This window comes from Clostridium sp. OM05-9 (assembly GCF_003481465.1).
GTDB classification, from domain to species: Bacteria; Bacillota; Clostridia; order Lachnospirales; family Lachnospiraceae; genus Coprococcus; species Coprococcus ammoniilyticus.
The window spans coordinates 623,001-649,798 of the sequence record NZ_QULF01000001.1; the positions used below are offsets into that span (position 1 = coordinate 623,001).

Annotated in this window: 23 protein-coding genes; 22 read left to right on the forward strand and 1 reads right to left on the reverse strand. The window is 42.9% G+C overall.

Annotation, left to right across the window (positions count from 1 at the left end):
• Positions 1 to 80 precede the first annotated feature (80 nt).
• The 21 genes from hydG (at position 81) to DXB77_RS12970 (ending at position 23,518) form a co-directional block, all read left to right on the forward strand.
• Positions 81 to 1,502 (forward strand): [FeFe] hydrogenase H-cluster radical SAM maturase HydG, encoded by a 1,422-nt coding sequence (gene hydG / locus DXB77_RS02875; protein ID WP_021944093.1) that lies wholly within the window; start codon positions 81 to 83, stop codon positions 1,500 to 1,502.
• A gap of 105 nt (positions 1,503 to 1,607) precedes the next feature.
• Positions 1,608 to 2,807 (forward strand): [FeFe] hydrogenase H-cluster maturation GTPase HydF, encoded by a 1,200-nt coding sequence (hydF, locus tag DXB77_RS02880; RefSeq protein WP_118662608.1) that lies wholly within the window; start codon positions 1,608 to 1,610, stop codon positions 2,805 to 2,807.
• A 332-nt stretch (positions 2,808 to 3,139) separates the two neighbouring features.
• Positions 3,140 to 5,119 carry an NAD(+) synthase gene (locus DXB77_RS02885; RefSeq protein ID WP_117807294.1) on the forward strand — a complete coding sequence of 660 codons (1,980 nt, stop codon included), beginning with the start codon at positions 3,140 to 3,142 and terminating at the stop codon, positions 5,117 to 5,119.
• A gap of 162 nt (positions 5,120 to 5,281) precedes the next feature.
• Positions 5,282 to 6,292, forward strand: coding sequence for an ATP-binding cassette domain-containing protein (locus DXB77_RS02890; RefSeq protein ID WP_242995979.1), 1,011 nt, complete (start codon positions 5,282 to 5,284; stop codon positions 6,290 to 6,292).
• A 5-nt stretch (positions 6,293 to 6,297) separates the two neighbouring features.
• On the forward strand, positions 6,298 to 7,548 hold the full coding sequence (locus DXB77_RS02895) for an ABC transporter permease (RefSeq protein WP_021944098.1): 1,251 nt from the start codon (positions 6,298 to 6,300) through the stop codon (positions 7,546 to 7,548).
• Positions 7,549 to 7,824: 276 nt separating this feature from the next.
• Positions 7,825 to 8,541, forward strand: coding sequence for a CpsB/CapC family capsule biosynthesis tyrosine phosphatase (locus tag DXB77_RS02900; protein WP_118662609.1), 717 nt, complete (start codon positions 7,825 to 7,827; stop codon positions 8,539 to 8,541).
• A gap of 153 nt (positions 8,542 to 8,694) precedes the next feature.
• A complete protein-coding gene (locus DXB77_RS02905) occupies positions 8,695 to 9,708 on the forward strand; it encodes an LCP family protein (RefSeq protein WP_117822004.1) in 1,014 nt (337 codons plus the stop codon).
• A 23-nt stretch (positions 9,709 to 9,731) separates the two neighbouring features.
• Positions 9,732 to 10,556 carry a Wzz/FepE/Etk N-terminal domain-containing protein gene (locus DXB77_RS02910; protein ID WP_021944102.1) on the forward strand — a complete coding sequence of 275 codons (825 nt, stop codon included), beginning with the start codon at positions 9,732 to 9,734 and terminating at the stop codon, positions 10,554 to 10,556.
• Positions 10,553 to 11,272, forward strand: a complete 720-nt coding sequence (locus DXB77_RS02915; RefSeq protein ID WP_118662610.1) for a CpsD/CapB family tyrosine-protein kinase — start codon at positions 10,553 to 10,555, stop codon at positions 11,270 to 11,272. The genes DXB77_RS02910 and DXB77_RS02915 overlap by 4 nt, the downstream gene beginning before the upstream one ends.
• A gap of 193 nt (positions 11,273 to 11,465) precedes the next feature.
• Positions 11,466 to 12,083: a hypothetical protein gene (locus DXB77_RS02920; protein ID WP_117807298.1), complete on the forward strand. Its 618-nt coding sequence runs from the start codon at positions 11,466 to 11,468 to the stop codon at positions 12,081 to 12,083.
• A gap of 135 nt (positions 12,084 to 12,218) precedes the next feature.
• Positions 12,219 to 13,022, forward strand: a complete 804-nt coding sequence (locus tag DXB77_RS02925) for a hypothetical protein (RefSeq protein WP_242995981.1) — start codon at positions 12,219 to 12,221, stop codon at positions 13,020 to 13,022.
• Between the two features lie 50 nt (positions 13,023 to 13,072).
• Positions 13,073 to 13,333: a PqqD family protein gene (locus tag DXB77_RS02930; protein ID WP_117807299.1), complete on the forward strand. Its 261-nt coding sequence runs from the start codon at positions 13,073 to 13,075 to the stop codon at positions 13,331 to 13,333.
• Between the two features lie 27 nt (positions 13,334 to 13,360).
• Positions 13,361 to 13,831, forward strand: coding sequence for a hypothetical protein (locus DXB77_RS02935; RefSeq protein WP_117822002.1), 471 nt, complete (start codon positions 13,361 to 13,363; stop codon positions 13,829 to 13,831).
• Positions 13,828 to 15,552: an ABC transporter ATP-binding protein gene (locus tag DXB77_RS02940; RefSeq protein ID WP_117822001.1), complete on the forward strand. Its 1,725-nt coding sequence runs from the start codon at positions 13,828 to 13,830 to the stop codon at positions 15,550 to 15,552. The genes DXB77_RS02935 and DXB77_RS02940 overlap by 4 nt, the downstream gene beginning before the upstream one ends.
• 13 nt (positions 15,553 to 15,565) lie before the next feature.
• Complete coding sequence (locus DXB77_RS02945) at positions 15,566 to 16,789, forward strand: nucleotidyltransferase family protein (protein WP_118662611.1); 1,224 nt, start codon at positions 15,566 to 15,568, stop codon at positions 16,787 to 16,789.
• Positions 16,790 to 16,842: 53 nt separating this feature from the next.
• Positions 16,843 to 17,658, forward strand: coding sequence for an HAD family hydrolase (locus DXB77_RS02950; protein WP_118662612.1), 816 nt, complete (start codon positions 16,843 to 16,845; stop codon positions 17,656 to 17,658).
• A gap of 20 nt (positions 17,659 to 17,678) precedes the next feature.
• Positions 17,679 to 20,027 (forward strand): ferrous iron transport protein B, encoded by a 2,349-nt coding sequence (gene feoB, locus DXB77_RS02955; RefSeq protein WP_118662613.1) that lies wholly within the window; start codon positions 17,679 to 17,681, stop codon positions 20,025 to 20,027.
• Positions 20,028 to 20,212: 185 nt separating this feature from the next.
• Positions 20,213 to 21,817 (forward strand): phosphoenolpyruvate carboxykinase (ATP), encoded by a 1,605-nt coding sequence (pckA, locus tag DXB77_RS02960; protein ID WP_008401912.1) that lies wholly within the window; start codon positions 20,213 to 20,215, stop codon positions 21,815 to 21,817.
• Positions 21,818 to 22,008: 191 nt separating this feature from the next.
• A complete protein-coding gene (locus DXB77_RS02965; protein ID WP_182439421.1) occupies positions 22,009 to 22,770 on the forward strand; it encodes a YoaK family protein in 762 nt (253 codons plus the stop codon).
• A gap of 145 nt (positions 22,771 to 22,915) precedes the next feature.
• Entirely contained in the window at positions 22,916 to 23,335 is a 420-nt protein-coding gene (locus tag DXB77_RS02970) for a hypothetical protein (protein ID WP_147353798.1), read from the forward strand.
• Positions 23,336 to 23,371: 36 nt separating this feature from the next.
• The gene (locus DXB77_RS12970; RefSeq protein WP_008401909.1) at positions 23,372 to 23,518 is read left to right on the forward strand and encodes a hypothetical protein; all 147 of its coding nucleotides are present in this window, start codon (positions 23,372 to 23,374) and stop codon (positions 23,516 to 23,518) included.
• Positions 23,519 to 23,998: 480 nt separating this feature from the next.
• Here DXB77_RS12970 and DXB77_RS13365 read toward each other — a convergent pair whose 3' ends face one another.
• Positions 23,999 to 24,127, reverse strand: coding sequence for a hypothetical protein (locus DXB77_RS13365; protein ID WP_264293231.1), 129 nt, complete (start codon positions 24,125 to 24,127; stop codon positions 23,999 to 24,001).
• 228 nt (positions 24,128 to 24,355) lie between these two features.
• Between DXB77_RS13365 and pflB the strand changes: the two genes are divergently transcribed.
• Complete coding sequence (pflB, locus tag DXB77_RS02975; protein ID WP_021944115.1) at positions 24,356 to 26,632, forward strand: formate C-acetyltransferase; 2,277 nt, start codon at positions 24,356 to 24,358, stop codon at positions 26,630 to 26,632.
• The last annotated feature ends 166 nt before the right edge of the window (positions 26,633 to 26,798 follow it).

Genomic DNA, 26,798 nt, shown 5'->3' on the forward strand with positions numbered 1-26,798 from the left:
ATTTTATAGAACGCGCGAGGCAGACCGGATGATTGTACAGGAAGAAGAATTATATAGCAGAAGAAAAGAGGCAGATACAAGTGTATGATGTAAAATCATTAAAAGCAGAAGAATTTATTTCAGATGAAGAGATCAGAGAGACATTGGCATATGCCGATGCGAATAAAGATAATGTACAGATGGTTGATGAGATCCTTGCAAAAGCCAGATTAAAAAAGGGCTTGACGCACAGAGAAGCGTCTGTGCTGCTGGCCTGTGAGATGCCGGATAAGATCCGGGAGATGTATGATCTGGCAAGGGAGATCAAGGAAGATTATTACGGAAATCGTATCGTGTTATTTGCGCCGCTGTATCTGTCCAATTATTGTGTGAATGGATGTGTCTATTGTCCATATCACAGCAAGAATAAACATATTGCAAGAAAGAAGCTGACACAGGAGGATATCGTAAGAGAGGTTACCGCACTTCAGGATATGGGACACAAGCGTCTGGCGATCGAAGCCGGTGAAGATCCTGTGAATAATCCGATCGAATATATTCTGGAATGTATTAATACAATCTACAGTATCAAACATAAGAACGGCGCAATCCGCCGTGTCAATGTCAATATAGCAGCGACAACAGTTGAGAATTATACGAAGTTAAAGGATGCAGGCATCGGAACCTATATCCTGTTTCAGGAGACTTATCATAAGGAAAGCTATCTGAAATTACATCCGACAGGTCCAAAGCATGATTACGATTATCACACTGAAGCTATGGATCGTGCCATGGAAGGTGGTATCGATGATGTAGGACTTGGTGTATTGTTCGGACTGGAAATGTACAGGTATGAATTTGCAGGTTTGCTGATGCATGCAGAGCATCTGGAAGCGGTTCATGGGGTAGGACCGCATACGATCAGTGTTCCGAGAATCAAACGTGCAGATGATATCGATCCTGATGTATTCGATAACGGAATCAGTGACGATACATTTGCAAAGATCTGCGCACTGATCCGTATTGCAGTACCATATACGGGAATGATCATATCAACCAGAGAGAGTCAGGCAGTTCGTGAGAAAGTGCTGCCGCTTGGTGTTTCACAGATCAGTGGAGGTTCGAGAACAAGTGTAGGCGGATATGATATCCCGGAGACATCAGAAGATATCACATCGGCTCAGTTCGATGTCAGCGATACCAGAACGCTGGATCAGGTTGTGAACTGGCTGATGAAGATGGATTATATACCAAGCTTCTGTACAGCATGTTACAGAGCAGGAAGAACCGGAGACCGGTTTATGGCACTCTGTAAGAGTATGCAGATCTTAAACTGCTGTCATCCAAATGCTCTTATGACGCTGAAGGAATATCTGGAAGATTATGCAAGTCCTGAGACGAAGCAGATCGGTCTGGAGCTGATCGAACGTGAGCTTGCCCGGATCCCGAATGAGAAGGTCAGACAGATCACGGCAGATCATATACATGATATTGCAGAAGGACAGAGAGACTTCCGGTTCTAACAGATGATAGGAAGAAGCGATCTTAACAGATGAAAGGATTGCAGATAACAGAGATTGCAGATAAATGCTGAAGCAGACAGCGTATAACAACAGGGAGGGCAGCACATGGCAGGGTTAAATGAGACACCATCGGGAAATCGACTTCATATTGGAGTATTTGGAAAGACAAACAGCGGAAAATCTTCTTTTATCAACCGATTTTCCGGTCAGAATATATCAATCGTAGCGAATGTTGCAGGGACAACCACTGATCCTGTATACAAAGCAATGGAAGTTTATCCGCTTGGCCCTTGTACCCTGATCGATACAGCGGGCTTTGACGATGCGACAGAGCTTGGGGAGGAACGCTTGGAAAAGACAAGGCTTGCAGCCGAGAAAACAGATATAGCGATCATTCTGCTTGCAGATACTGACATGGACGAGGAACTTCACTGGTATGAACAGTTTAAGGAAAAGAAGACGCCTGTCATATGGGTGATCGGTAAGGCAGATATCCGGAATGATACAGAGAGGATAAATGAAACGTTGTATCAACAGACAGGACAGCGTGCGATTGTTATCAGTGCATCGACTGGAGACGGTATGGATCGCGTAAGAAAAGAGCTTGTACGGAACCTGCCGGAGCAATATGGTGCTTCTTCGATCCTTGGAGATCTGGTAACAAAGGGAGATCTGGTCATGCTTGTTATGCCGCAGGATATTCAGGCACCGAAGGGCAGACTGATTTTGCCACAGGTGCAGACACTGAGAGAATTGTTAGATAAAAAATGCCTTGTTATGAGCGTGACGACAGATCAGTATGTGGAAGCCCTATCTCATCTGACAGAGGCACCGAAGCTGATCATAACGGATTCACAGGTATTTGCCTATGTCTATGAGCATAAGCCTGAGAAATCTATGTTGACTTCCTTTTCTGTGTTATTTGCCGCACATAAGGGAGATATCGAATATTATATAGAGGGTGCAAATGCGATAGGAAAGCTGAATGGGGAATCCCATGTGCTGATTGCAGAGTGCTGTACACATGCACCGTTAAAAGAAGATATCGGACGGGAAAAGATTCCTAAGATGCTGCGGAAACGGTATGGAGAAAATATGACGATCGATATAGTCAGTGGAACGGATTTCCCGGATGATCTGCAGGGGTATGATCTTGTCATACAGTGTGGGGGCTGTATGTTTAACCGCAAATACATTATGTCAAGGATCGATCATGCAAAGGAGCAACAGATCCCGATGACCAATTATGGTGTGGTGATCGCGTATCTGACCGGGATATTAGATAAGGTTGTAATACCTGGCTAAAAAGCCGGAAAAGACAGAAGTCACTGATCATATTAATGGGCTTCAGGAAAAGATAACAACAAATGCTGCAGAAAGTAAGTAATATAATATATAATATAAAACAAAATCAGGAGGCAAAGTTTATGAAGAAATACGAAACGCCACAGATGAATATTGTAGAATTTGAAACAGAGGATATCATTTGTACGAGTGGAGACGTTATAACCGGAGATAATGAAACGCCTATTATTCCCGGGAAATAGGGAAATTAGGCTATAAGCCGGTAAACAGATGATGCCGGATATCAAAGAACAAATGATACGAAAATATACAGATAATTCAGGAGAACGATGATGAAACATTTAGTAAGAATCGCGTCCGTATCACCAAGAGTACATCTTGGTAATGTAACAAAGAACTGTAAGGAGCTTGAAACAGTTTATAGAACCTATGCAGAACAGGTGGACGTTATTGTGACGCCGGAACTGTCACTGACCGGATACACCTGCGGGGATCTGTTTGTGAACCGTCATCTGATCGACAGGGCAGAAGAAGGACTGTTACAATTGGCGGAAATGACAGCAGAATATGGCAAAAAGGGCGCAGCACTTGTTGTCGGTGTGCCATATGAAGTAGACGGAGAATTATTTAACTGTGGAGCTTTTTTATGGAACGGAATGGTGCTCGCACTCGTTCCGAAGATCTACCTGCCGAATTACGGAGAGTTTTATGAGAAACGGTGGTTTAGTGGAAGATGTGTAGAGAACCGGACAGTTGAACTGGCAGATGGATCGGAAACTTTATTTGGCAATTCCATCCTGATCGAGATGACGGATCCGAATCAGCAGGAGGAGCATGTTACATTTGGCATGGAGATCTGCGAGGATCTCTGGACACCGATCGCACCGGGAAGACTGCTGACACTTCAGGGAGCAGAGATCCTGCTCAATCTGTCGGCATCCAATGAAGTGATCGGAAAGGAACAGTACAGAAGAACACTGACAGGAAGTATGTCATCCTCCTGTATCTGTGGATATGTCTATACATCAGCCGGAGCCTATGAATCAACCTCGGATATGGTATTTTCCGGACACAATCTGATGTATGAAAACGGGAAATTATTAGGCGAGATCAAGCCATTTGAAGATGGTATCCTGATCCGTGATTTTAATATGACAAAGATCCGCCATGATCGTCTGGCAAATAAATCCTTTGCGGAGTGTAAACGGAATTTTGAAGCCGGAGAATACATGACAGTAAACTGCGAGAAGGTATTTGCAGAGAAAAAAGAAGTATGCGCAAAGGTTTCCATGACACCATTTGTTCCATCAAAGAACAGACTGGAACGATGCCGGTCGATCTTTGCAATGCAGGTTGCAGGCCTGCAAAGAAGAATCGAAGCCACACATGCGTCATGTATCGTTGTTGGCGTATCCGGTGGACTGGATTCTACGCTGGCACTTCTGGTATCCGCACAGGCAGTAAAGAATCTCGGACTGCCACCGGAGACAGTAACCGGTATCACAATGCCGGGATTTGGAACGACGAAACGCACAAAAAGCAATTCAACAACGCTTATGGAACTGCTTGGATGTGACATCCGGGAGATCAGCATCGTAGATTCTGTCCGTCAGCATTTTGCAGATATCGGGCAGGATGAAACAGTACATGATATTACATATGAGAACTGTCAGGCGAGAGAGCGGACACAGATCTTGATGGATGTAGCCAATAAAGAGGGCGGATTTGTGATCGGAACCGGTGATTTGTCAGAACTTGCACTTGGCTGGTGTACCTATAACGGAGACCACATGAGCATGTATGCGGTGAATACCAGCATCCCGAAGACTCTGGTCCGGACTCTGGTAGATGAAGTTGGACATGATATGGATCGAAATGGATTCCCGGGAATCAAGGACGTGATCGAGGATATCATTGATACGCCGGTAAGTCCTGAACTGCTTCCACCGAATGCGGATGGAACGATCGCACAGAAGACAGAGGATACTGTTGGATCCTATATCCTACATGATTTCTTCTTGTATTACACACTGCGTTATGGTATGGAGCCGGAAGATGTCTATGACCTTTGTAAAGAAGCGGTAAGACAGAGTGTAGAAGCTTCGGAAGATGGGGAAATAGAAGCATATACATTTACAGATGAAGAGATAAAGAAATGGCAGAAGGTATTCTATACCAGATTTTTCCGTCAGCAGTTTAAACGTAACTGTATGCCGGATGGCGTAAAGGTCGGTACGGTATCGGTAAGCCCAAGAGGGGATCTGAGACTGCCATCCGAGATAGAATTTGAGGATTTCCTTACTTTCGAATAGAACCGGAATAGAGGAAAATATGAACCGTTACAAACGATAATTAAGCTTATTAAAGATTGTTTCAGAGTTGAATTATGATATAGTAGATGAAAATTGCAACCTGAAACTGATCGTACATTCATAACAGGGATATGAATGTCGGTTCATAAAAAGGAGAGAGATATGAAATTAGAATTACAGGGCATCAAAAAGAGCTTTGATGGCACAGAGATCCTGCATGGGATCAATTTCTCGGTAGAGGGTGGAAGCGCACTCGGACTGTTGGGAAGAAATGGCGCAGGAAAGACCACAACGATCCGGATCATCATGGATGTTTTCCATGCAGATGAAGGTCAGGTCTTATTAGATGGAGCCCCCTTTGTCTATCAGCCGGGGCAGGTCGGATACCTGCCGGAGGAACGTGGCTTATATCCGAAACGTCTGATCAGTGAGCAGTTAGTATATCTGGCAAAGCTTCGTGGGATGAATAAGAAGCAGGCGGAAGAGAATATGCGGAAGTGGCTGACCCGTCTGGATGTGATCCAGTACGAGAATCGAAAACTGGATACGTTATCGAAAGGTAATCAGCAGAAGGTACAGCTTGCAGCAACATTAGTAGCAGATCCTGACATCGTGATCTTAGATGAGCCGTTTTCCGGTTTAGATCCTGTGAATTCCCAGATCTTAAAGGATGTTATAAATGAACGGATCGCAGACGGAAAGATCGTTATCTTCTCCAGCCACCAGATGAGCTATGTGGAAGAATTCTGTGAAGATATCGTAGTGATCAATCATGGTGAAGTGGCACTGGCAGGCAACCTTGACAAGATCAAGGAAGAATACGGAAAAGGACATAAAGCAGTTGCGGCTGTTGGAATGGAGTCGGAAGAACTGGAACAGATTCTTCGTGATAAGTTTGCAGATCAGGTGCAGGTGATCAGCCATAACAAGCATCATGTTGTGACACAGATTCTGCCGGAACAGGATGAATGGCAGGTGCTTTCCCGTTTTAAAGAGTTGGGAATCAGGCTTAGGAGCTATGGAGTTTATGAGCCTTCCCTGAATGATATATTTGTATCGGCAGTCGGAGATGAGGAGACACCGGAAGATATAAAAGAAAAAAATAATATCGGAACTTCTTTTTCTGAATTTGAACCAAAGCAGAAAAAGGGTCTGTTTGGAAAGAGAGGTTAAGATATATGAAAAAGATTGGTACAATATTAAGGTTTGAACTCGGTAATTATTTTGGCAGTAAATCTTATCTGATTTCAACGATTTTACTGGCACTTCTTTGCGTAGGCATCATGTTCGCACCGAGAATTAAGGAATCGTTTACAAGTGGAAGTCCTTCGTCTGATAAAGAGACAGATGCAGAGGATGAATCGGATCAGGAGAATGAATCCGTATATGCATATTATGATGCATCCGGTATTATGGATGAAGGTTTGCTGGCGCAGGTATATCCGGATGTTAAGCTGCAGAAATGTAAGGATGCAGCAGAAGTAGAGTCGCTGGTTAAAAGTGAAGATGCGGAACTTGGTTATGTAGTTTATAGTACGTCAGAATATACCTATTATGTTTATAATAAAGGCATGTTTGATGATTACACCAGTACCTTTGACAGTTACCTGTCCATGCTGTCCAAGAAACAGTACAGTGAAGCACATGATCTGGATTTTGATGAACTTATGAGTCTTGATTATGCAGATATCCAGGCAAAAGAAGTTATCCTCGGTAAGGACAGCACAAGCAATTACTGGTATTGTTATATTCTGGTTATCGTGATTTTCATGCTGATCGTTATGTATGGAATGTCAATCGCAACCGGTGTGGCAAATGAAAAGAGCAACCGCTCGATCGAGATTCTGGTAACAACAACGAACTCCAGAGATATTTTATTTGGAAAGGTATTTGCCGGAACAGTTGCTACGTTCTTTCAGGTCGGATTGATCATGGCAGCCCTGTTGATCTCATACAACTTTAATAAAGACTACTGGGGCGGCTTTATGGGTTCTGTATTAAATATCCCATCTGATGTTCTGATCGCATTTGCGGTATTCGGCCTTGGTGGATTCCTGTTCTATGCATTTATGTATGGAGCACTTGGGGCACTGGTATCTAAGATCGAGGATTTGAACAAATCAGCCGGTACGGCGCAGATGATCGTAATGATCGTGTATTTTGTCGTACTGATGAACCTGACAAATGTAGACGGACTGGTCATCAGGATCTGTTCATATCTACCGATCAGTTCTTACAGTGCAATGTTTGCAAGAGTTGCGATGGGAGATGTGGCAACATGGGAAGTTGTTATATCAGCAATAATTTTATATATATCGGTGATCGGTATGGGGGTTCTGGGAGGTAAGATCTTCCGTAATTCAACACTTCGGTATGGCAATCCAATCAGGTTATCCAGAGCATTAAAAGAATTAAAAAGAGAAAAATAAGATATAAAAATAAGACAATAAAAAGGCCACATGCGTGCTGTGTTGATGTAAAAATGTAGAAAATATTCCTTACACCTTTACATTAAAAGGCGGATGTGGCATAATTTCATGTGAAATTATTGAACGCACTTGGTGCGGGTATACAGGGGAGACAGGGTAAAATAAAATAGAAATGAAAGCAATTTCTAAATTCGCAGTGCAAAAAGAGTGGCTGTGATATCTGTTCGTTTCTGGAATATAATTTCAATGGCTTAAAAAGAAAGGTTACAGTAAAATATGGAAGTAATCGATTTCCATTCCCATGTTCTTCCGGGAATTGACGATGGAAGTAGAAATATAGAAACATCCATAGAGATGCTTCGGCTCAGTCGGAATGCCGGTGTAGACAGAATGATCGCGACACCGCACTTTTATGCGGACGAGGATCGGATCGAACATTTTCTTGAAAAACGGGAACACGCATATCAAAGTCTGATAGAGGCAGTAACGACTGAAAACATATCGGATACCCCACAGCTTCTGCTTGGAGCGGAAGTCGCTTTTTTTGATGGTATCGGAGATGCAGATAAGGTTGACCGGCTGACAATCCAGGGAACAGAGCTTCTTCTGCTTGAGATGCCGTTCCGGACGTGGACGGATGAAGATCTTTTACAGGTAAAAAGGCTGATCCATGAGAGACGGCTCCGGATCATTATCGCTCATCTGGAACGCTTTATGAAGATTTCAGGGAATAAGCCGTACATAAAAAAGCTGATGGAGCTTCCGGTTACCATACAGATCAATGCAGAAAGTTTGTCAGACTGGAAACAGGGCGGGATGTTAATCCGCATGTTTCAAAAGAGGCAGGCACATATTCTGGGAAGTGACTGTCATGGAGTTCATCATCGCCCTCCGAATCTGATGGAGGGACGACAGAGACTGGAAAAGAAAGCAGGTGCAGACATTCTTGCAGAGATTGATGCATATGGATGTCAGCTTCTTGGTTTGAGATAAAAGGTTGGAGGATAGACAGATGTCAAAAAAAGTAGCGATCATAATCAGTATTATACTGTTTATTATATTGACAGCACTTATCATATGTGAAAAAACATGGCCGACAGGAGGATCTGATCTGATAGGGAACCTGTTCTGATCAGAGAAAGAAAGATGGCACACAGGATACATTCCAGACAGGAAAAACTGAAATTATATAAAAAACTGACAATTACTATTGCAGCAGTTATCATATTTTGTTTAGCGGCAGTTATTGTGTTCCGGGCAATTGACCGGCAGAAGCTCCGGAAGCAGGAGGCATATGAGGCAGAGCAGGGAGTTGTCCGTATAAATGGCAAGAAATATCTTCCAAAGAAGAATATAGAGACCTATCTGTTCATGGGTATCGATTCACTGGATAAAGTAAAAAAAGCAGAGGACTATGGAGAATCCGGGCAGAGTGATGTGCTTATGCTGATGGTCAGAGATATCAGTGAAGGGACATTTAAGACTCTGGCGATCAACAGAAATACACTGACAAATGTAAAATCCCTGGATCTCGACAATTCTTATCTGGGCGATTCTGTTGTACAGATTGCACTTGCACATGCAAGCGGAGATGGACTGGAAGCCAGTTGCGAGAATACCGTGGATGCTGTATCAGAGCTGCTTGGTGGTCAGAAGATTGACGGATATGCTGCTGTAAATATGGGAGCAATTTCTATCATCAATCATATGGCAGGAGGAGTAACAGTTACGATTGAGGATGATTTTTCCAAAGTGGATCCATCCCTTAAGATTGGAGATACGGTTCGGCTCAGTGATGAGCAGGCGGTACATTATGTACATGACCGTTGGGATGTCGCTGATGAAACAAATGAAAACAGAATGAAACGTCAGTCCGTATATATGGAAGGGCTTAAGAAAAATATAAAAGAGAAATGTCAGACAGACAGTACCTATCCGTTGGATCTGTACAATGCACTGGGAGATTATATGGTGACGAATATATCGGCAAATAAATTCAGCAAGCTGGCACTTCTTGTTGTGAAAGAGAAGGATGAGGGCGAGGTATCTATTTCCGGAACAGAAGGGCTGGATGAACTTGATTTCGCCACCTTTGAGGCAGATGAGGAAAGTCTGAATGCAGCGATCGCAGAGCTGTTTTATAAAGAATATACAGAATAGAGATACTTTGGATGGAGGAGAACATGAGCGCAGAAAATAAAAAAGTACCGATGTCGGACAATGGAAAAGAAGAAAAGATCAATAAGGTGACGATGGTGACCGTTGATGATGACGATAAAGAGATAGATCTGGTCGATCTGGGATATGCACTGATGGATAAGTTACATTTTATCATACTTGCATTTTTGCTTGGTGCAGTCCTGTTAAATGCATATGCATATTTTATGATCAAACCGACGTATCAGTCGACCGCAAAACTGTATGTCGTATCTGCATCGGAGGATTCCGTTGTAAATCTGTCCGATCTGAATATTGGTATGTCGCTGACAAAGGATTATGAGGAACTGATGCTCAGTTATCCGGTACTGGATCAGGTAATCTCCAAACTGAATCTGTCAATGGATTCGGCAGAGCTTGCACAGATGATCGTACTTGAGAATCCGGCGGATACAAGAGTACTGAAGATAACAGTTACAAGCACAGATCCGGAGCAGGCAAAAGACATAGCAAACACACTGGCTGAGATCGCGGTAGAATATCTTCCGGATACAATGAGTACCAATGCACCGAATATTGCTCAGGTTGCAAGAATACCGGATCAGAAGGCAGGACCAAGTTATCTGAAATATACACTGATCGGAGCATTGGCGGGCGCATTTATTTACTGTCTGATCCTGATCATACGATATCTCCTGGATGATACGATCCATACAGCATCCGATATGGAAAAATACTTTGGAATTGTTCCGCTTACTTCAATTCCAGACAGTGAGTCACTGGGACAGAATGAGGACGGCGCTGAATATGGAGAAACAAAATCTGGATTGAAAGGGAGACGAAGCAAATGAAAAAGATAAATATTGATTTTAAAGAAATGCCGTATGCTGTCGAAGAAGCAATGAACAGGCTTCGTATAAATATCAAGTTTTGTGGAAAAAATACAAAGAAGTTGTTGATCACAAGTAGTCTGCCAAATGAAGGCAAAAGTACCATTTCCATGAATCTGTGGAAGATGATGGCAGAAGCCGGATTTCCAACTGTATTTCTTGATGTGGATTTGAGAAAATCAGTGATCAAGAGCAGACATAATATCCAGACAGAAGGCGAGATTAAGGATCTGGGCTATTATCTGTCCGGGCAGGCAGAATATGAGGAGGTTGTATATGAAACAAATATCCCAAATGGTTATATCGTGCCATGTTGCAATCTGTTAGAGAATCCATCTGCATTATTGGAGGATGATCGTTTTGCAGAACTGCTTAATAAACTGGCAGAGCAGTATAGATATGTGATCATAGATTCGCCGCCACTTGGCAGTGTCGCAGATGCTGCACAGGTTGCTTCCTTATGTGATGGTGCAGTACTTGTTGTCCGTAGTGGTGAAACGTCCAGGAACGTGATAAAACAATCCATGCAGCAGTTGGAACAGGTTCGCTGTAAACTGCTGGGTGTGATCCTGAACCGGGTAGAAGTGTCCGGACGTGCATACAAGAGTTATTATGGAAAATATAAATCCTATGGCTATGGATACGGCTATGGAAAAGACCAGAAAAGTGGAAAATAGAACAGATCCAGATAGATAGCGGATCCGTTCAACAGGATCTGGCAGATGGATTCAGGTTGGATGATTCGGCCGATACGTGGCAGACGGCTGTTTTATCATAGATGTTCTGGTTAAAGTGGTGAGAGAACTTCAGTTTTCAAAATGATCAGAACGATTTTTATCCGAAAATGTGCTAGGAAGGAGAAAACTCAATATGAAGAATTTAAAGAAGCTGATTGCTATTATCATGGTTATCGCTCTTATGATTCCATGTACAGCAATGGCTGCAACAGAGTCAGTTACTTCACAGGAGTTAACAAAGAAGAACACAACAATTACATGTTCTACACTTACTTATACAGGTAAGAAACAGACTCCTAAGACGATCAAGGTTCAGTATAAAACCAAGAGCGGCAAGAAAGTAACATTAAAGGCCGGTACAGACTATACTGTTAAAGTTACAAGCGGCAAAAATGCTGGTACTTACTCAGTAAAGATCACTGGTAAGGGCAAGTATGCCGGAAAAGTGTCATCTTCATACACAATTAAGAAGGCAACTCAGAAGAAGCTGAAGGTTACAAATGGTTACAAGAAAGCTGTCAAGGCTTCAAAATTTAAGAAGAAAGCTAAATCTTATACATTCAAGGTTTCTGGTGTAAAGGATAAGGCTAAAGTAACTTATCAGAGAAGCTCAAAGAAGATTGTTGTAAAGAAAGGCAAGATCACTCTGGCTAAGGGTATCAAGAAAGGTACTTACAGAGTAACTGTTAAGGTTGCTGCAACAAAGAACTACAAAGCAACAACAAAGACAATCAAGATCAAAGTTAAATAATATTTAACACAATACATTAAATTGCTATAGCATTGAAGGCACCCTGGCCACGAGGGTGTCTTTTTTCTTATTGCACGTCATCCTTACTGTGTGGTAAACTAAGGCAGGATTTTAAATGATGGTGGTATATGGAACATGAAGAATGAAAAGATGGGATTTGGGAATGAAAAATTTATATTTTGGATCCGGCTTGCAGATGTAACGATAAAGATCTATGCGAATTACAGAAGTACAAGAGAATATTGTCGGGACTACCTGACAACGGGACCGGAGGCATTTTCGGTGATGATCACACAGAGGGATATCGCAGCGGAACGGGATCGGTCGGAGAAGCAGGAACAGGTCGGTGGAAGGAAAGGACCGGGAAGACCGTGGTTTGGATACTACAGTGATGCATATCTGGAAACGCTGGCGTTATACCGGAAGATCGCAGATCAGATGATCGCATACAATACCTTGTTATTTCATGGTTCGGTGATAGCGGTGGATGGAGAAGCGTATCTGTTCACGGCGAAGAGTGGAACCGGAAAATCTACACATACCAAGCTGTGGCGCAAATATTTTGGAAATCGTGCTGTGATGGTAAATGACGATAAGCCATTGTTGAAAGTAACCGGCAAAGGCGTGCTGGCATGCGGAACCCCATGGGCGGGCAAGGATCATCTGCAGAACAACATCATGGTTCCATTAAAGGCAGTATGTATTCTGGAACGGGATACGGTCAATCATATCGAACAGATCAGGAAGCGGGATGCATGGAAGATGATATTACAGCAGAGTTATCGTTCAGATCAGCCGGCGGTATTATCATCGACAATCCGTCTGGCGGAGCAGATCATGGATAAAACAAAGCTGTACCGGCTGGGCTGCAATATGTCCATGCAGGCAGTGGAGACTTCCTACAATGGAATGAATACAGATATAGATTATGCAGATTAAAAACATATAAAACAACAAAACGAAAATATACAGAAATAATGGAGCGGTAAATGAAATTAAAAGATGAATTTATTACATATGAAACAGATGGAGAACAGATCATGGTAGCTGCCGGAACCGACAGCTTTTCCGGTCTGGTCAGAAGCAATGAGACAGCGGGCTTTATCGTAGAATGTCTGAAAAAAACTGTGACAGAGGATGATATCGTTCATGCAATGACAGATGCATATGATGCACCGGAGGCTGTTGTCCGCAGGGATGTGAAGGGAATATTGAAGAAGCTGGATTCCATTGGTGCGATCGAATATTGAGAAGCCGGAACAGCAAAAAGAGAGAAAATGAAAACGGAGAAACAGGGATATGATAGCTGTTCTACTTATGAGGAACAGTTAAACAAATATGGAACTATTATATATACCAATGTAGGACGCAGTATGATGCCTCTCCTTCGGGAACATCGTGATATTATGATCATAAAGGCCAGACCGGAAGGACGGCTTAAAAAGTATGATGCGGTGCTTTATAAAAGGGGAGATCATTATATCCTGCACAGGATACTTTCTGTAAGAAATGATGGTTATGTGATCTGTGGGGATCACAATTACAGGAGAGAATATGATATTACAGATCCGGATATTATCGGAGTGCTTACCGGGGTGATACGGGATGGAAAAGAGATTCCGGTTACGGATAAGCGATACAGATGGTATGTGCATATATGGTGTGATCTTTTTTATATCCGGGCAGGTATTTTATTTGTAAAGGCAAGAGCTGCTCGGCTGCGCAGGAAAATGGGTAAGAGCAGATGAAGAAACAAAGCAGGATGATGCAGGGTGAACAGAACAGGAAAACATTTGTATGGATGTGGCAGGGTATAGCAGGAAAGCGGTATTATATCGTTTTCCTGCTTATAATATCTGTCCTTCTTGGTATGTCCGGCGGCCTGCTCGCATTACTGCTCCGGAATCTGATCGATCATGCGGTGGAAGGAGAACGTTCCGGTTTTGTGGCAGCGGGAACAGGACTTGTACTGCTTGTGATCCTGCAGATCACGTTCCGGGCGGTTGACCGTTATCTGGAAGAAAAAACACGGTCAACTTATGAAAATATCTGGAAGAAACGATTGTTTTCGGAACTTATGGGAAGAAGTTACCGCGAAGTCACACAGATCCATTCCGGAGAATGGATGAACCGCCTGACTTCAGATACTGTGATCGTGGCGGATGGACTGGCGCAGATCGTTCCCGGTGTATGCGGGATGCTGACACGGATCCTGATCGCGGTTGTTCTGCTGATCGGTATTATGCCGGAACTTGCTTATGTATTGATACCGGGAGGTCTTCTGCTTGTCTTTCTGACCTGGATATTCCGGCGGGTGTTGAAACGTCTGCATAAAAAAGTGCAGGAGGCAGATGGCAGATTACGGATTTTTTTATCGGAACGGTTATCCGGTCTGGTGATCCTTCACACATTCGTAAAAGAACAGGAAACGGCAGATGAAGCAGACCGGTATATGAATGCACATCAGGGCAGCCGGATGAAGAAAAACAGATTTTCCAATATCTGTAATATCGGGTTCGGTGCAGCAATGAATGGAGCTTATATTCTGGGAGCCATATATTGTGGGTATGGAATATTGAAAGGACAGGTTTCCTATGGAACCTTTATAGCAGTGCTTCAGCTTGTCGCACAGATCCAGACACCGTTTGCGAATCTGTCTGGGTATTTCCCAAAATATTTTGCCTGCCTTGCCAGTGCAGAACGGCTGATGCAGGCAGAAACCTTTGAACCGGACAGAACGGGATCAGAGATACTCCCTTCCGATTTCCGGGAACAGTTTATGGCTCTTGAGATTGTGAATGGCTCCTTTGCCTATCGGAGAGATACGGATCTGCTGGGTGTTCAGGCACAGACAGATACAGACTACTGTGAAAGAAAGGTTCTGGAGCATTTTAATATGCATATTGCAAGAGGAGAATTCCTGGCACTGACCGGACCATCCGGGTGTGGAAAGAGTACAGTGCTTAAAATATTAATGAGTCTGTATGCACTGGATTCCGGGGATTGTAACGTAATATTTGGCGGTGAAAGGCATAAGATGCATGCAGGCTTCCGGTCTTTGTTTGCTTATGTACCGCAGGGAAATCATCTGATGAGTGGAACAATAAAGGAAGCGGTGGCATTTGGTGAGCATGTCGACACGGAGAAACTGACACAGGCACTCAAAGCTGCCTGCGCAGAATTTGTTTATCAGCTTCCGGAACAGATGGAAACTCCACTTGGAGAACAGGGACATGGATTATCGGAGGGACAGATCCAGCGTCTGGCAGTTGCAAGGGCGGTTTATTCCGGACACCCGGTTCTGATCCTTGATGAAGCGACAAGTGCACTGGATGAACAGACAGAGAAACGGCTGCTTTCCAATCTCCGTGCAATGACAGATCGGACTGTCCTGATCGTTACCCACCGGCCGGCAGCTTTGCAGGTGTGTGACCGTACGATAGCAATGATGACGGACAGGGAAGAATGAGGAATGAGATAATATGATTCAGTATAACATCAGGACACTTGGAAAAAATGAATGGGATTTTCTGGAGTTAGTGGCGTGTGGACTTCATATGAAACCGGTATCAACGGAACGGTTGCATCAGATGGATCTGCAGGCTGTCTGGAAGTGGAGCAAATATCATATGTTAGGCGCTCTGGTTTATGACGCCATTGAACCTGCGTTAAAGGTGGACCAGACATTTGCGGCAGAGTATCCGCAGCTTCTTGCGGCATGGCGGGAGAAAAGGGATAAGGCGTTGCGTAAGAATATGCTGTTAGATGCTGCAAGAAAGCAGTTATTTAGATATATGGAAGCCGAAGGTATCTGGTATATGCCATTAAAGGGGAGCATCATAAAGGATCTGTATAAGACGCCCGGAATGAGGGAAATGTCAGATAATGATATCTTGTTTGATCCTGTATACAGTCAGAAAATCCGGTCGTATATGGAAGAACACGGATATCAGACGGAAGCTTATGGCATTGGAGCACATGATACTTATCTGAAAGAACCGGTCTATAATTTCGAGATGCACCGGGTATTGTTTTCAGAGAAGCCGGGAGCAGAATGGAATCAATATTATCAGGATGTGAAGGACAGACTGATAAAAGATGAAAGCAATTCCTTTGGTTATCATTTTGAAGAAAATGATCTGTATATTTATGTGATCGCCCATGCTTATAAGCATCATAAAGGTTCAGGAACCGGAATACGGACACTTACAGATTGCTATATTCTGAATGAAGCATATGTCGATCATTTTGATTATGAATACATCGGGCAGGAGTTAGCTGTATTTGGAGCAGCGGAATTTGAGCAGACGCTGCGGAGTCTTGCACATAAGATATTTGCATCGGAGGATATGGGGCAGAAGAACCGGCTTACAGAACAGGAGCGGGAGCTTCTTGCCGAACTGATGTATTCTGGCACATACGGAACGGTCGCCGGCATGGTGGAACGGGCGCTGAAAGAACTTCAGGCAGATGGAGACACAATCACAACCGGAACAAAATGGCGGTATATGTGGCGGAGACTTTTCCCGGATATGGGATTTTATAAAGAGAATGTACCGATGGTATACCGTCATAAGATTCTGTTGCCGTTTTATACTGTTTTCCGTTGGGTGCGTGGATTGATAAAGAACCGGAAAAAGATTACGGAAGAGATGAAAGCAATAAGAAAAAATAAACACAAAACAAATATAAATGAAAGAGAATAACAGTATCGGAATGAAACAGATCTGAATATAAAAACAGAAAGGCAGACATGGATATGAGTAAATACAAGTTGATTGCTTTTGATATGGATGGAACCTTATTAAATTCCGAAAAGCGGATATCAGAGCAGACACTGGAAGCTGTGAACCGCGCATTTGATGCAGGAAAGGAAGTGATCCTTTCGACCGGAAGATGTGTGGCAGAGCTTCGGGAATATTTTAAGCGGATACCGGGACTGCGTTATGTTGTCTGCTCCAGCGGCGCGATTCTGTATGATGTGAAAGAGGAGAAGATCCTGTATTCGAATGCAATCTCTATTGAACTGGCAGAAAAGATTCTGGCAGAAAGTAAAAAAGAAGATCTAATGGTGCATCTGCTTGCAATCGAATCCATAGTGCAGAAAAAGGACATACCCCAGATGGAACGCTTTGGGATGGGCGTCTATCGGCCAATGTATGAGAAGGTTACAACACAGGTCGATGATATCTATGAATATTATAAGGAACATCCATTTGAGGTCCCGAAGCTGAATCTGTATCATGCGACAACAGAAGGCAGGGAGAGAACCAGAAAGAGACTTGCCGGACTGGATCTTGTTCTTGCGGATGCAGAGAAGACCGCTTTGGAATGTTCGGCGACAGGAGTTACCAAAGGAACCGGGTTGCTCCGGCTGTGTGAGCACCTGGGTATTGAACCTGAAGAGACGATCGCGGTCGGTGATGCAGATAACGATCTGAATATATTGGAAACTGCAGGATTAGCGATTGCGGTCGGAAATGCAAATGAACATGTAAAAGCAGTTGCTACGGTTGTTGTCAATGACTGCGACCATGATGGATGTGCAGAAGCAATTGATAAATATTTATTATAAAGAGTTAAGAGGCGATACAAATGACAATCAAAGATTTGAAAGAGGGACAGTCCGCAACCATCTGTACAGTTGGCGGTGATGGAGCACTGAGACAGCATTTCCTTGACATGGGCGTGATACCCGGTATTGAGGTTAAACTGATCAAATATGCACCAATGGGCGATCCTCTTGAAATTCGTATTCATGATTATGAACTGACGCTCCGGCTGGCGGATGCTGAGCAGATCGAGGTATCAGATAAAAAATCAGATGAAGACGAACATAGGAAAGATAACAAAAAGGATAAAGCTTTAGTAGAACATCCGGGACTTGGTGAAGGCGGAAAATATCATGTGAAAGCAGATGAACATCCGCTGCCGAAGGATGAGATCCTGACCTTTGCTCTGGTTGGTAACCAGAACTGCGGCAAGACGACATTATTTAACCAGTTGACAGGCTCGAATCAGCATGTAGGTAATTTTCCCGGAGTAACGGTTGATCGGAAAGAGGGAATGATCAAAGGATATCCGGACACAAGAGTAACCGACCTTCCGGGTGTATATTCTCTTTCACCGTACAGCAGCGAAGAAATTGTAACCAGACAGTTTGTATTCGATGAAAAACCAAAGGGCATAATCAATATCGTGGATGCGACCAATATTGAGAGAAATCTCTATCTGACGATGCAACTGATGGAGCTTGATATACCGATGGTGCTGGCACTGAATATGATGGATGAAGTTCGTGAGAACGGAGGATCAATCCGTATTAACCAGCTGGAAAGTATGCTTGGAATTCCGGTTATTCCAATCTCTGCGATCAAGAATCAGGGTGTAGATGAATTGATCGAACATGCAGTTCATGTCGCCAGATATCAGGAGAGACCGGGCAGACAGGATTTCTGTGATCCGGAAGATCATGGTGGTTCGGTGCACCGGTGCCTGCATGGAATCATGCATCTGATCGAAGACCATGCAGAGAATGCGGGAATCCCGGTTCGTTTTGCTGCGGCGAAGGTGGCAGAAGGGGATGCAGAGATGGAAAAATCTCTGCATCTTGAACAGAATGAGACAGAGATGATAGAACACATTGTAAGCCAGATGGAAGAAGAACGTGGAATTGATCGTGCAGCAGCAATTGCAGACATGCGGTTCGATTTTATACAGCGGATCTGCAGACAAACGGTTGTCAAACCGGCAGAGAGTAAGGAACGTATCAGAAGCCGTAGGATCGATGCGGTTCTTACGGGAAAGTATACCGCGATACCGACCTTTATATTGATCATGGGAGCGGTCTTCTTTCTGACCTTTAATGTGATCGGAGCGGTACTTCAGAATCTGTTGGAGAAAGGGATTGATTATCTGACAGCGCAGATGGATCAGCTTCTGACTGCATGGTCGGTGAACACGGTGCTTCATTCACTTGTGATCGATGGTATCTTTAAGGGAGTTGGAAGTGTGCTGAGTTTTCTTCCAATCATAGTGGTGCTGTTCTTATTTCTTTCGTTATTGGAAGACAGTGGATATATGGCTCGTGTTGCTTTCGTCATGGACAAACCACTCAGAAAGATTGGGTTATCCGGAAGAAGTATTGTGCCGATGCTGGTTGGCTTCGGCTGTACGGTTCCCGGCATTATGGCGAGCCGTACCCTTCCGTCGGAGCGTGATCGTAAGATGACGATCCTGTTGACCCCGTTTATGAGCTGTTCTGCAAAGCTTCCAATCTATGCATTCTTTGCGGCAGCGTTTTTCCCAAAGTATAAAGCGCTTGTTATGGTCGGGTTGTATGTTGTGGGAATATTGATAGGAATCCTTGTGGCGCTTATTATCAGAAAGACATTATTCAAGGGTGAGGCAGTTCCGTTTGTTATGGAGCTTCCAAACTACAGAATGCCGGCATTGAAAAATGTATTGCAGTTATTATGGGAAAAGGCAAAGGATTTCTTACAGCGGGCATTTACGGTTATCTTTGTGGCAACGATCGTGATCTGGTTCTTACAGAGCTTTGATCTGCACTTTAACCTGACGGCAGATTCACAGAACAGTATCCTTGCGGTTGTCGCAGGATTGATCGCACCGGTATTTGCACCGCTTGGTTTCGGAGACTGGCGGATATCGACGGCACTGATATCCGGATTTATGGCCAAGGAGAGTGTAGTATCAACATTGTCTGTGCTGACTGGAAGCATGGATGTTATTCATAAGATCCTGACACCGGCATCAGCTCTGTCATTGTTGATATTCTGTCTGCTGTATACTCCATGTGTAGCCGCCGTTTCTTCCGTGAAACGGGAGCTTGGCGGCAAATGGGCACTGGTAGTTGTGGCCGGACAGTGTGTTGTTGCATGGATCATGGCGGCACTTGTCTATGCAATCTGTCTGTGTTTCTAAAACAAATATAAATTATAAAATACAGGCGTGATGATTATAAAAAAAATGTAAAAAAGTCATATCCGGTAAAGATTTTCTTTACTTTTTGATTAGGGATGGCTATAATACAAATTGACTGTGGAAGTTGGTAGTACAAACTAACCTCCATAGAATAATACTTAGAAAGAAAAGAGGATTTGTGTACAATGAAAAATATTGATTTAAGCAAGTATGGCATTACCGGAACTACAGAGATCGTTTACAACCCTTCATATGAAACACTTTTCGAGGAAGAGACTAAATCTACTCTTGAAGGATATGAAAAAGGACAGGAAACAGAGCTTGGCGCTGTTAATGTAATGACAGGTATTTATACAGGACGTTCACCTAAAGATAAGTATATTGTTGTTGATGAGAATTCAAAGGGCACTGTATGGTGGACAACAGATGGTTACAAGAACGATAATCATCCAATGACAGAAGAGACATGGGCATCCGTTAAGGATATTGCAAAGAAGGAACTTTCAAATAAGAAATTATTTGTAGTTGATGCTTTCTGTGGAGCAAACGCTGATACTCGTATGGCTATCCGTTTTATCGTAGAAGTAGCTTGGCAGGCACATTTCGTAACAAATATGTTCATCAAGCCAACTGCTGAAGAACTTGAGAACTTCGAGCCGGATTTCGTTGTTTACAACGCATCAAAGGCTAAAGTAGAAAACTATAAAGAACTTGGTCTTAACTCAGAGACATGTGTAGCATTCAACATCACAAGCCATGAGCAGGTTATCATCAATACATGGTACGGCGGAGAGATGAAGAAGGGTATGTTCTCAATGATGAACTACTACCTTCCACTTAAGGGAATGGCAGCTATGCACTGTTCAGCAAACACAGATATGAACGGTGAGAACACAGCTATCTTCTTCGGCCTTTCAGGAACAGGTAAGACAACACTTTCAACAGATCCTAAGCGTCTCCTGATCGGTGATGATGAGCACGGCTGGGATGACAACGGCGTATTCAACTTCGAAGGTGGCTGCTACGCAAAGGTTATCGACCTTGATAAGGATTCAGAGCCAGATATCTATAATGCGATCAGAAGAGATGCTCTTCTTGAGAACGTAACAGTAGATGCAAATGGTAAGATCGACTTCACAGATAAGAGCGTTACAGAGAATACTCGTGTATCTTATCCAATCGATCATATTAAGAACATCGTTCGTCCTATTTCATCAGCTCCTGCAGCAAAGAATGTTATCTTCCTTTCAGCAGATGCATTCGGAGTACTTCCTCCGGTATCTATTCTGACACCAGAGCAGACACAGTACTACTTCCTGTCAGGCTTCACAGCTAAGCTTGCCGGTACAGAGCGTGGAATCACAGAGCCGACACCTACATTCTCAGCATGTTTCGGACAGGCATTCCTTGAGTTACATCCTACAAAGTATGCTGAAGAGCTTGTTAAGAAGATGGAGAAGAGCGGAGCTAAGGCTTATCTTGTAAATACAGGATGGAACGGAACAGGCAAGCGTATCTCAATCAAGGATACAAGAGGTATCATCGATGCTATCCTTAGCGGTGCTATCCTTTCAGCTCCTACAAAGAAGATCCCTTACTTCAACTTTGAAGTACCTACAGAGCTTCCGGGTGTTGATCCGGCAATCCTTGATCCTCGTGACACATATGCAGATGCTTCTGCATGGGAGACAAAGGCATTAGATCTTGCTGACAGATTCATCAAGAACTTTGCTAAGTACGAGAGCAACGAAGCTGGTAAGGCATTAGTTGCAGCAGGTCCTCAGAAATAATATCTGAATGATCAGAATACAATATATGTTCGTGAGATACACCTGAGACACTATAACGTCAGGATATACTTCGGACAAAGAAGAACCGGGTGTGGGTTTCACATCCGGTTTTTCTTTGTAGCAGGGCATATCGTTCTTGCTAACTATATTGTGTCTGATAGTATTTGAAGAAGAACGGAGAGTTGATTGAGATGAAAGTTGGGCAGAACAGACAGGCGGAACGGCAGATGTCGGAAGCGTTTATTACCAGTGTGTTTCTGGCGTTATCCGGTGGATTTCAGGATGCCTATACATATTTTACAAGAGATGAAGTGTTTTCGAATGCGCAGACAGGAAATGTAGTGCTGATGAGTCAGCATTTTATGATGGGTGAATGGCAGGCAGGACTTCGTTATCTGTATCCATTGTTTGCATTTGCATTTGGTGTGTTTTTTGCAGAACAGGTACAGGGACGGTTCAAATACGCAAAGAAGCTTCATTGGAGACAATCCATTTTATTGATGGAGATTTTAATTTTGTTTTTTGTTGGATTTTTAACAGAAGGATGGAACATGCTGGCAACGGTATTAGTATCTTTTTCCTGTGCAATGCAGGTTCAGACATTCCGGAAAGTCAACGGACATTCTTATGCGAGTACGATGTGTATTGGAAATCTCAGAAGTGGTACAGCGGCCTTATCTGTATATTTAAGAGAAAAGAAGCCGGAGCAGTTAGAAATGTCACTGTATTATTTCGGTGTGATCCTGTTCTTTGCGGTCGGAGCCGGAATCGGAGGCATTCTGTCGGTACATCTGGGCTTCCATGCTATCTGGGTATCCAGCGGATTGCTTCTTATCAGTTTCCTTCTGATGTTTAAGGATCGTCTTGAAAAAGATGTGCATGAGCTGGAGGATGACCTGGAAGAAGATATTCAGAAACTTGGAACACAGCTCCGCGAAGAAATTAAGAAATAGATAAGAGTAAAATAAAGAATATTCATTTTGTTATATTTATGAGATAATGAACGCGAAATTATTCGTTCTCAAGTGTGCTGATTATGCGGCATGCAGTAAGTATAGGATATGCAGAAAGAAATCTACAGAAAGTGAGGTGGCAGCTATGCTTCAACAACAGAAGAAACAAATATGTGTGATATATTGTATCATATTGATATTAGCTGCCACCGTTTTGGGCATAGGTGATATAGAAAGCTCCAGAATGGAGCGGGGGCTTGAACAGAATAAATCGGTGCTTCGTGAAGTCCGGACGACATCAATTAATGAAATAGGGATACTTCCGACAGGAAGCGTTCTTCGTACAGTGTTTGAAACGCAGAGCTTGAAATCGTTTCAATCGGAGAAAACAGTTGATCTGTGGATTCTGGTTTTACCGTTTCTGTTTACCTTATCAGGGTTCGTTTGTGATACCAGAAAATGGTGGGTGAAGATCGGCACACTGGTGCATGCATCTCAATGGTATCGAAGGCTTGAGTATATACATAAAAAGGACGGAAAGAAACTCCTGACTTCTTACATTTGAAAACCGAATATGTAAGAAGAAAAGGAGAATAATAAAATGGGTATGGATATATTTGCTATTGTTTTTGGCGTTGTTGCAATCGGTCTCGGAGGATTCTTTTTCATTAATGAGACATTTATTAAAAAAGAATCGGATAGCGATAAGATATCTGCAGATGCAGAGAAGAACAGCAGAGAATCATAAGCAGTATACTATTATATGGGATATTATAAGAAACAATAGCTGAGACAAAAAGCTGTCGGAATTGGTCATTTATTAACCGGTTTTGCCTGATATAATGCAGGTGAAAAGGGAGATATATGATGGATTCCGGCAGCTTTTTTCACGTATGCAGTTATTTGCCGTAATTAACGCATTCCTGATATAAAATACTGGATTTTCTGTTTACAATATGTTTAAATATTTGTCACATATACTTAAAAATCGACAAAAATCAGGATGGGAGATAAAGTATAGATTCGTCTGTTCAAAATGAACGATATATAAAGAAGAAAGTAAGGGATAAAATGGCAGGAACGATAGATATAAAGCCAGCGACTAAGCTGCGGTTGGCACTGGATGTGCCGGCAGGAAAACAACCGGTATTCAATATGATAAGCACATGTTGGCATTTTCAACGATTCGATATGGTGTTACTGATTTTGCCGGATTTATACAAATCTGTCATGGCGTTCCATGTATCGCAATTCCACTTTCGGCAATTCCTTTGCCAACGCTGATCTCATTTCCATATCCGATACATGGAATTGATACTCCATTTTTCAGTTCAAATGTGTCTGATAATTTATTCATTTGACGATCCTTCTTGTCTTTGATAATTAAATGATAGTCCTTGGAGTTCACTCTGTGTCAAGTTTTTTTTCAGAGATTAAAAAAATTTGTAAAAATTATGCGAATGTACGAAAAGAAATACAATAAAAATGATAAGGATTGTTGAATTATAAAAAAAGATTCTGTATAATACCATTAGAGTGTATTATATATTCACATAATATAAAATTGAAAGGAGAAAAAATTATTATGTTACAGAACCAGGAATGGGATTCATTCACAGGTAGACTCTGGAAAGAAGAATGTAATGTCAGAGACTTCATCCAGAACAACTACACAATGTACGACGGAGATGAGAGCTTCCTTGCCGGACCAACAGATGCTACTAACAAGCTCTGGGACAAGCTTCAGGCTCTTCAGAAAGCAGAAAGAGATAACGGCGGTGTATTAAAGGAGGATGCTGATGTTGTATCAAGCATCACAGCATACGGCCCTGGATATATTGATCCTGAGACAAAGGACCTTGAGCAGGTTGTTGGTCTTCAGACAGATGAACCACTTAAGAGAGCATTCATGCCTTATGGTGGTATTAAGATGGCTGAGGAAGCTCTTGAGATGTATGGTTACAAGCCAAACGAGAACTTCCATAAGATCTTTACAGAGTATCACAAGACACATAACCAGGCAGTATTTGATGCCTATACACCAGAGATGAAAGCTGCACGTCATACACATATCGTAACAGGTCTTCCTGATACTTATGGACGTGGACGTATCGTAGGTGACTACAGAAGAGTTGCTCTTTACGGTATCGATCAGCTGATCGCTTGGAAAGAGGAAGATAAGGCAAACTGTGGCGATGGTAATATGTTTGATGATGTTATCCGTCAGAGAGAAGAGCTTGCAGAGCAGATCAGACGTCTGCAGGAGATGAAGGTTATGGCTCAGTCATATGGTTATGATATTTCTAAGCCTGCTTCAAACGCTAAGGAAGCTGTTCAGTGGTTATACTTCGGATACCTTTCAGCTATCAAGACTCAGAATGGTGCTGCTATGTCAGTAGGACGTGTATCAACATTCCTTGATATTTATATTGAGAGAGATATTAAGGCCGGAAAGCTTACAGAGGCTGAGGCTCAGGAGCTTATCGATCATTTCACAATGAAGCTTCGTATGGTTAAGTTCGCAAGAATTAAGTCATACAACGAACTGTTCTCAGGTGACCCTGTATGGGCTACACTTGAAGTTGGTGGTATCGGTGTTGACGGACGTTCAATGGTTACAAAGAACGACTACAGATTCCTTCATACTCTTGAGAACATGGGACCGGCTCCAGAACCAAACCTTACAGTTCTTTATTCTTCAGCTCTTCAGGATACATTCAAGAAGTATGCTGCTAAGATCTCAGTAAGAACAAGCTCAATCCAGTACGAGAATGATGATGTTATGAAGCCTATCTGGGGTGATGACTATTCAATTTGCTGCTGTGTATCAGCTACACAGACAGGTAAAGAGATGCAGTTCTTCGGAGCTCGTGCAAACCTTGCTAAGTGTCTCCTTTACGCTATCAACGGTGGTAAAGATGAGAAGTTCTTAGACAAGAAGACAGGTAAGCCAATGCAGGTTGGTCCTGAGTATGCTCCAATTACTGCAGAGTATCTTGACTATGATGAAGTTCTTGCTAAGTACAAGAAGATGCTTGATTGGTTAGCAGGACTTTATGTAAATATCCTGAACCTGATTCAGTACATGCATGATAAGTATTACTATGAGTCAGCAGAGATGGCACTTATCGATACAGATGTACGTCGTACATTTGCAACAGGTATTGCCGGATTCTCACACGTAATCGACTCACTGTCAGCTATCAAGTATGCTAAGGTTAAGGTTATTCGTAACGCAGAAACAGGTCTTGCAGAAGACTTTGAGATCGAGGGAGAATTCCCTAAATATGGTAATGATGATGACAGAGCTGATAACATCGGTGTATGGCTTCTTCATGAGTTCCTTACAGACATCAAGAAGAGACACACATATCGTAATTCAGAGCCTACAACATCTATCCTGACAATTACATCAAACGTAGTATATGGTAAGTACACAGGTAACCTTCCGGATGGAAGACGTGCTTGGACACCATTCGCACCAGGTGCTAACCCAAGTTACGGTGCAGAGACATCAGGACTTCTTGCTTCACTGAACTCAGTAGCTAAGATTCCTTATGAGTGGTCATTAGATGGTATCTCAAATACTCAGACAATGAACCCATCAGCACTCGGACATGACGAGGAAGAAAGAGCTGAGAAGCTTGTAAGCGCTATGGACGGATACTTCGATCAGGGTGCTCACCACTTAAATGTAAACGTATTCGGTAAGGATAAGCTCCTTGATGCAATGGAGAATCCGGATAAGCCAGAGTACGCTAACTTCACAATCCGTGTATCAGGATATGCTGTTAAGTTTATCTCACTTACACGTGAGCAGCAGCTCGACGTTATCAACAGAACATTCCATGACTCACTGTAAATCTTACACAGTCTGAATGTTTTAACAGATAAGTAAAAGATTGGAGTCCCGGGGAGTCTATCTCCGGGACTTTTTTACAGCATAAGGCAGACGGATTTTTATCCGTATATCATGTGCTTCGCACATTCTATGCATTTCGCAAAATCAGCATTCTTGCGAGCAAATA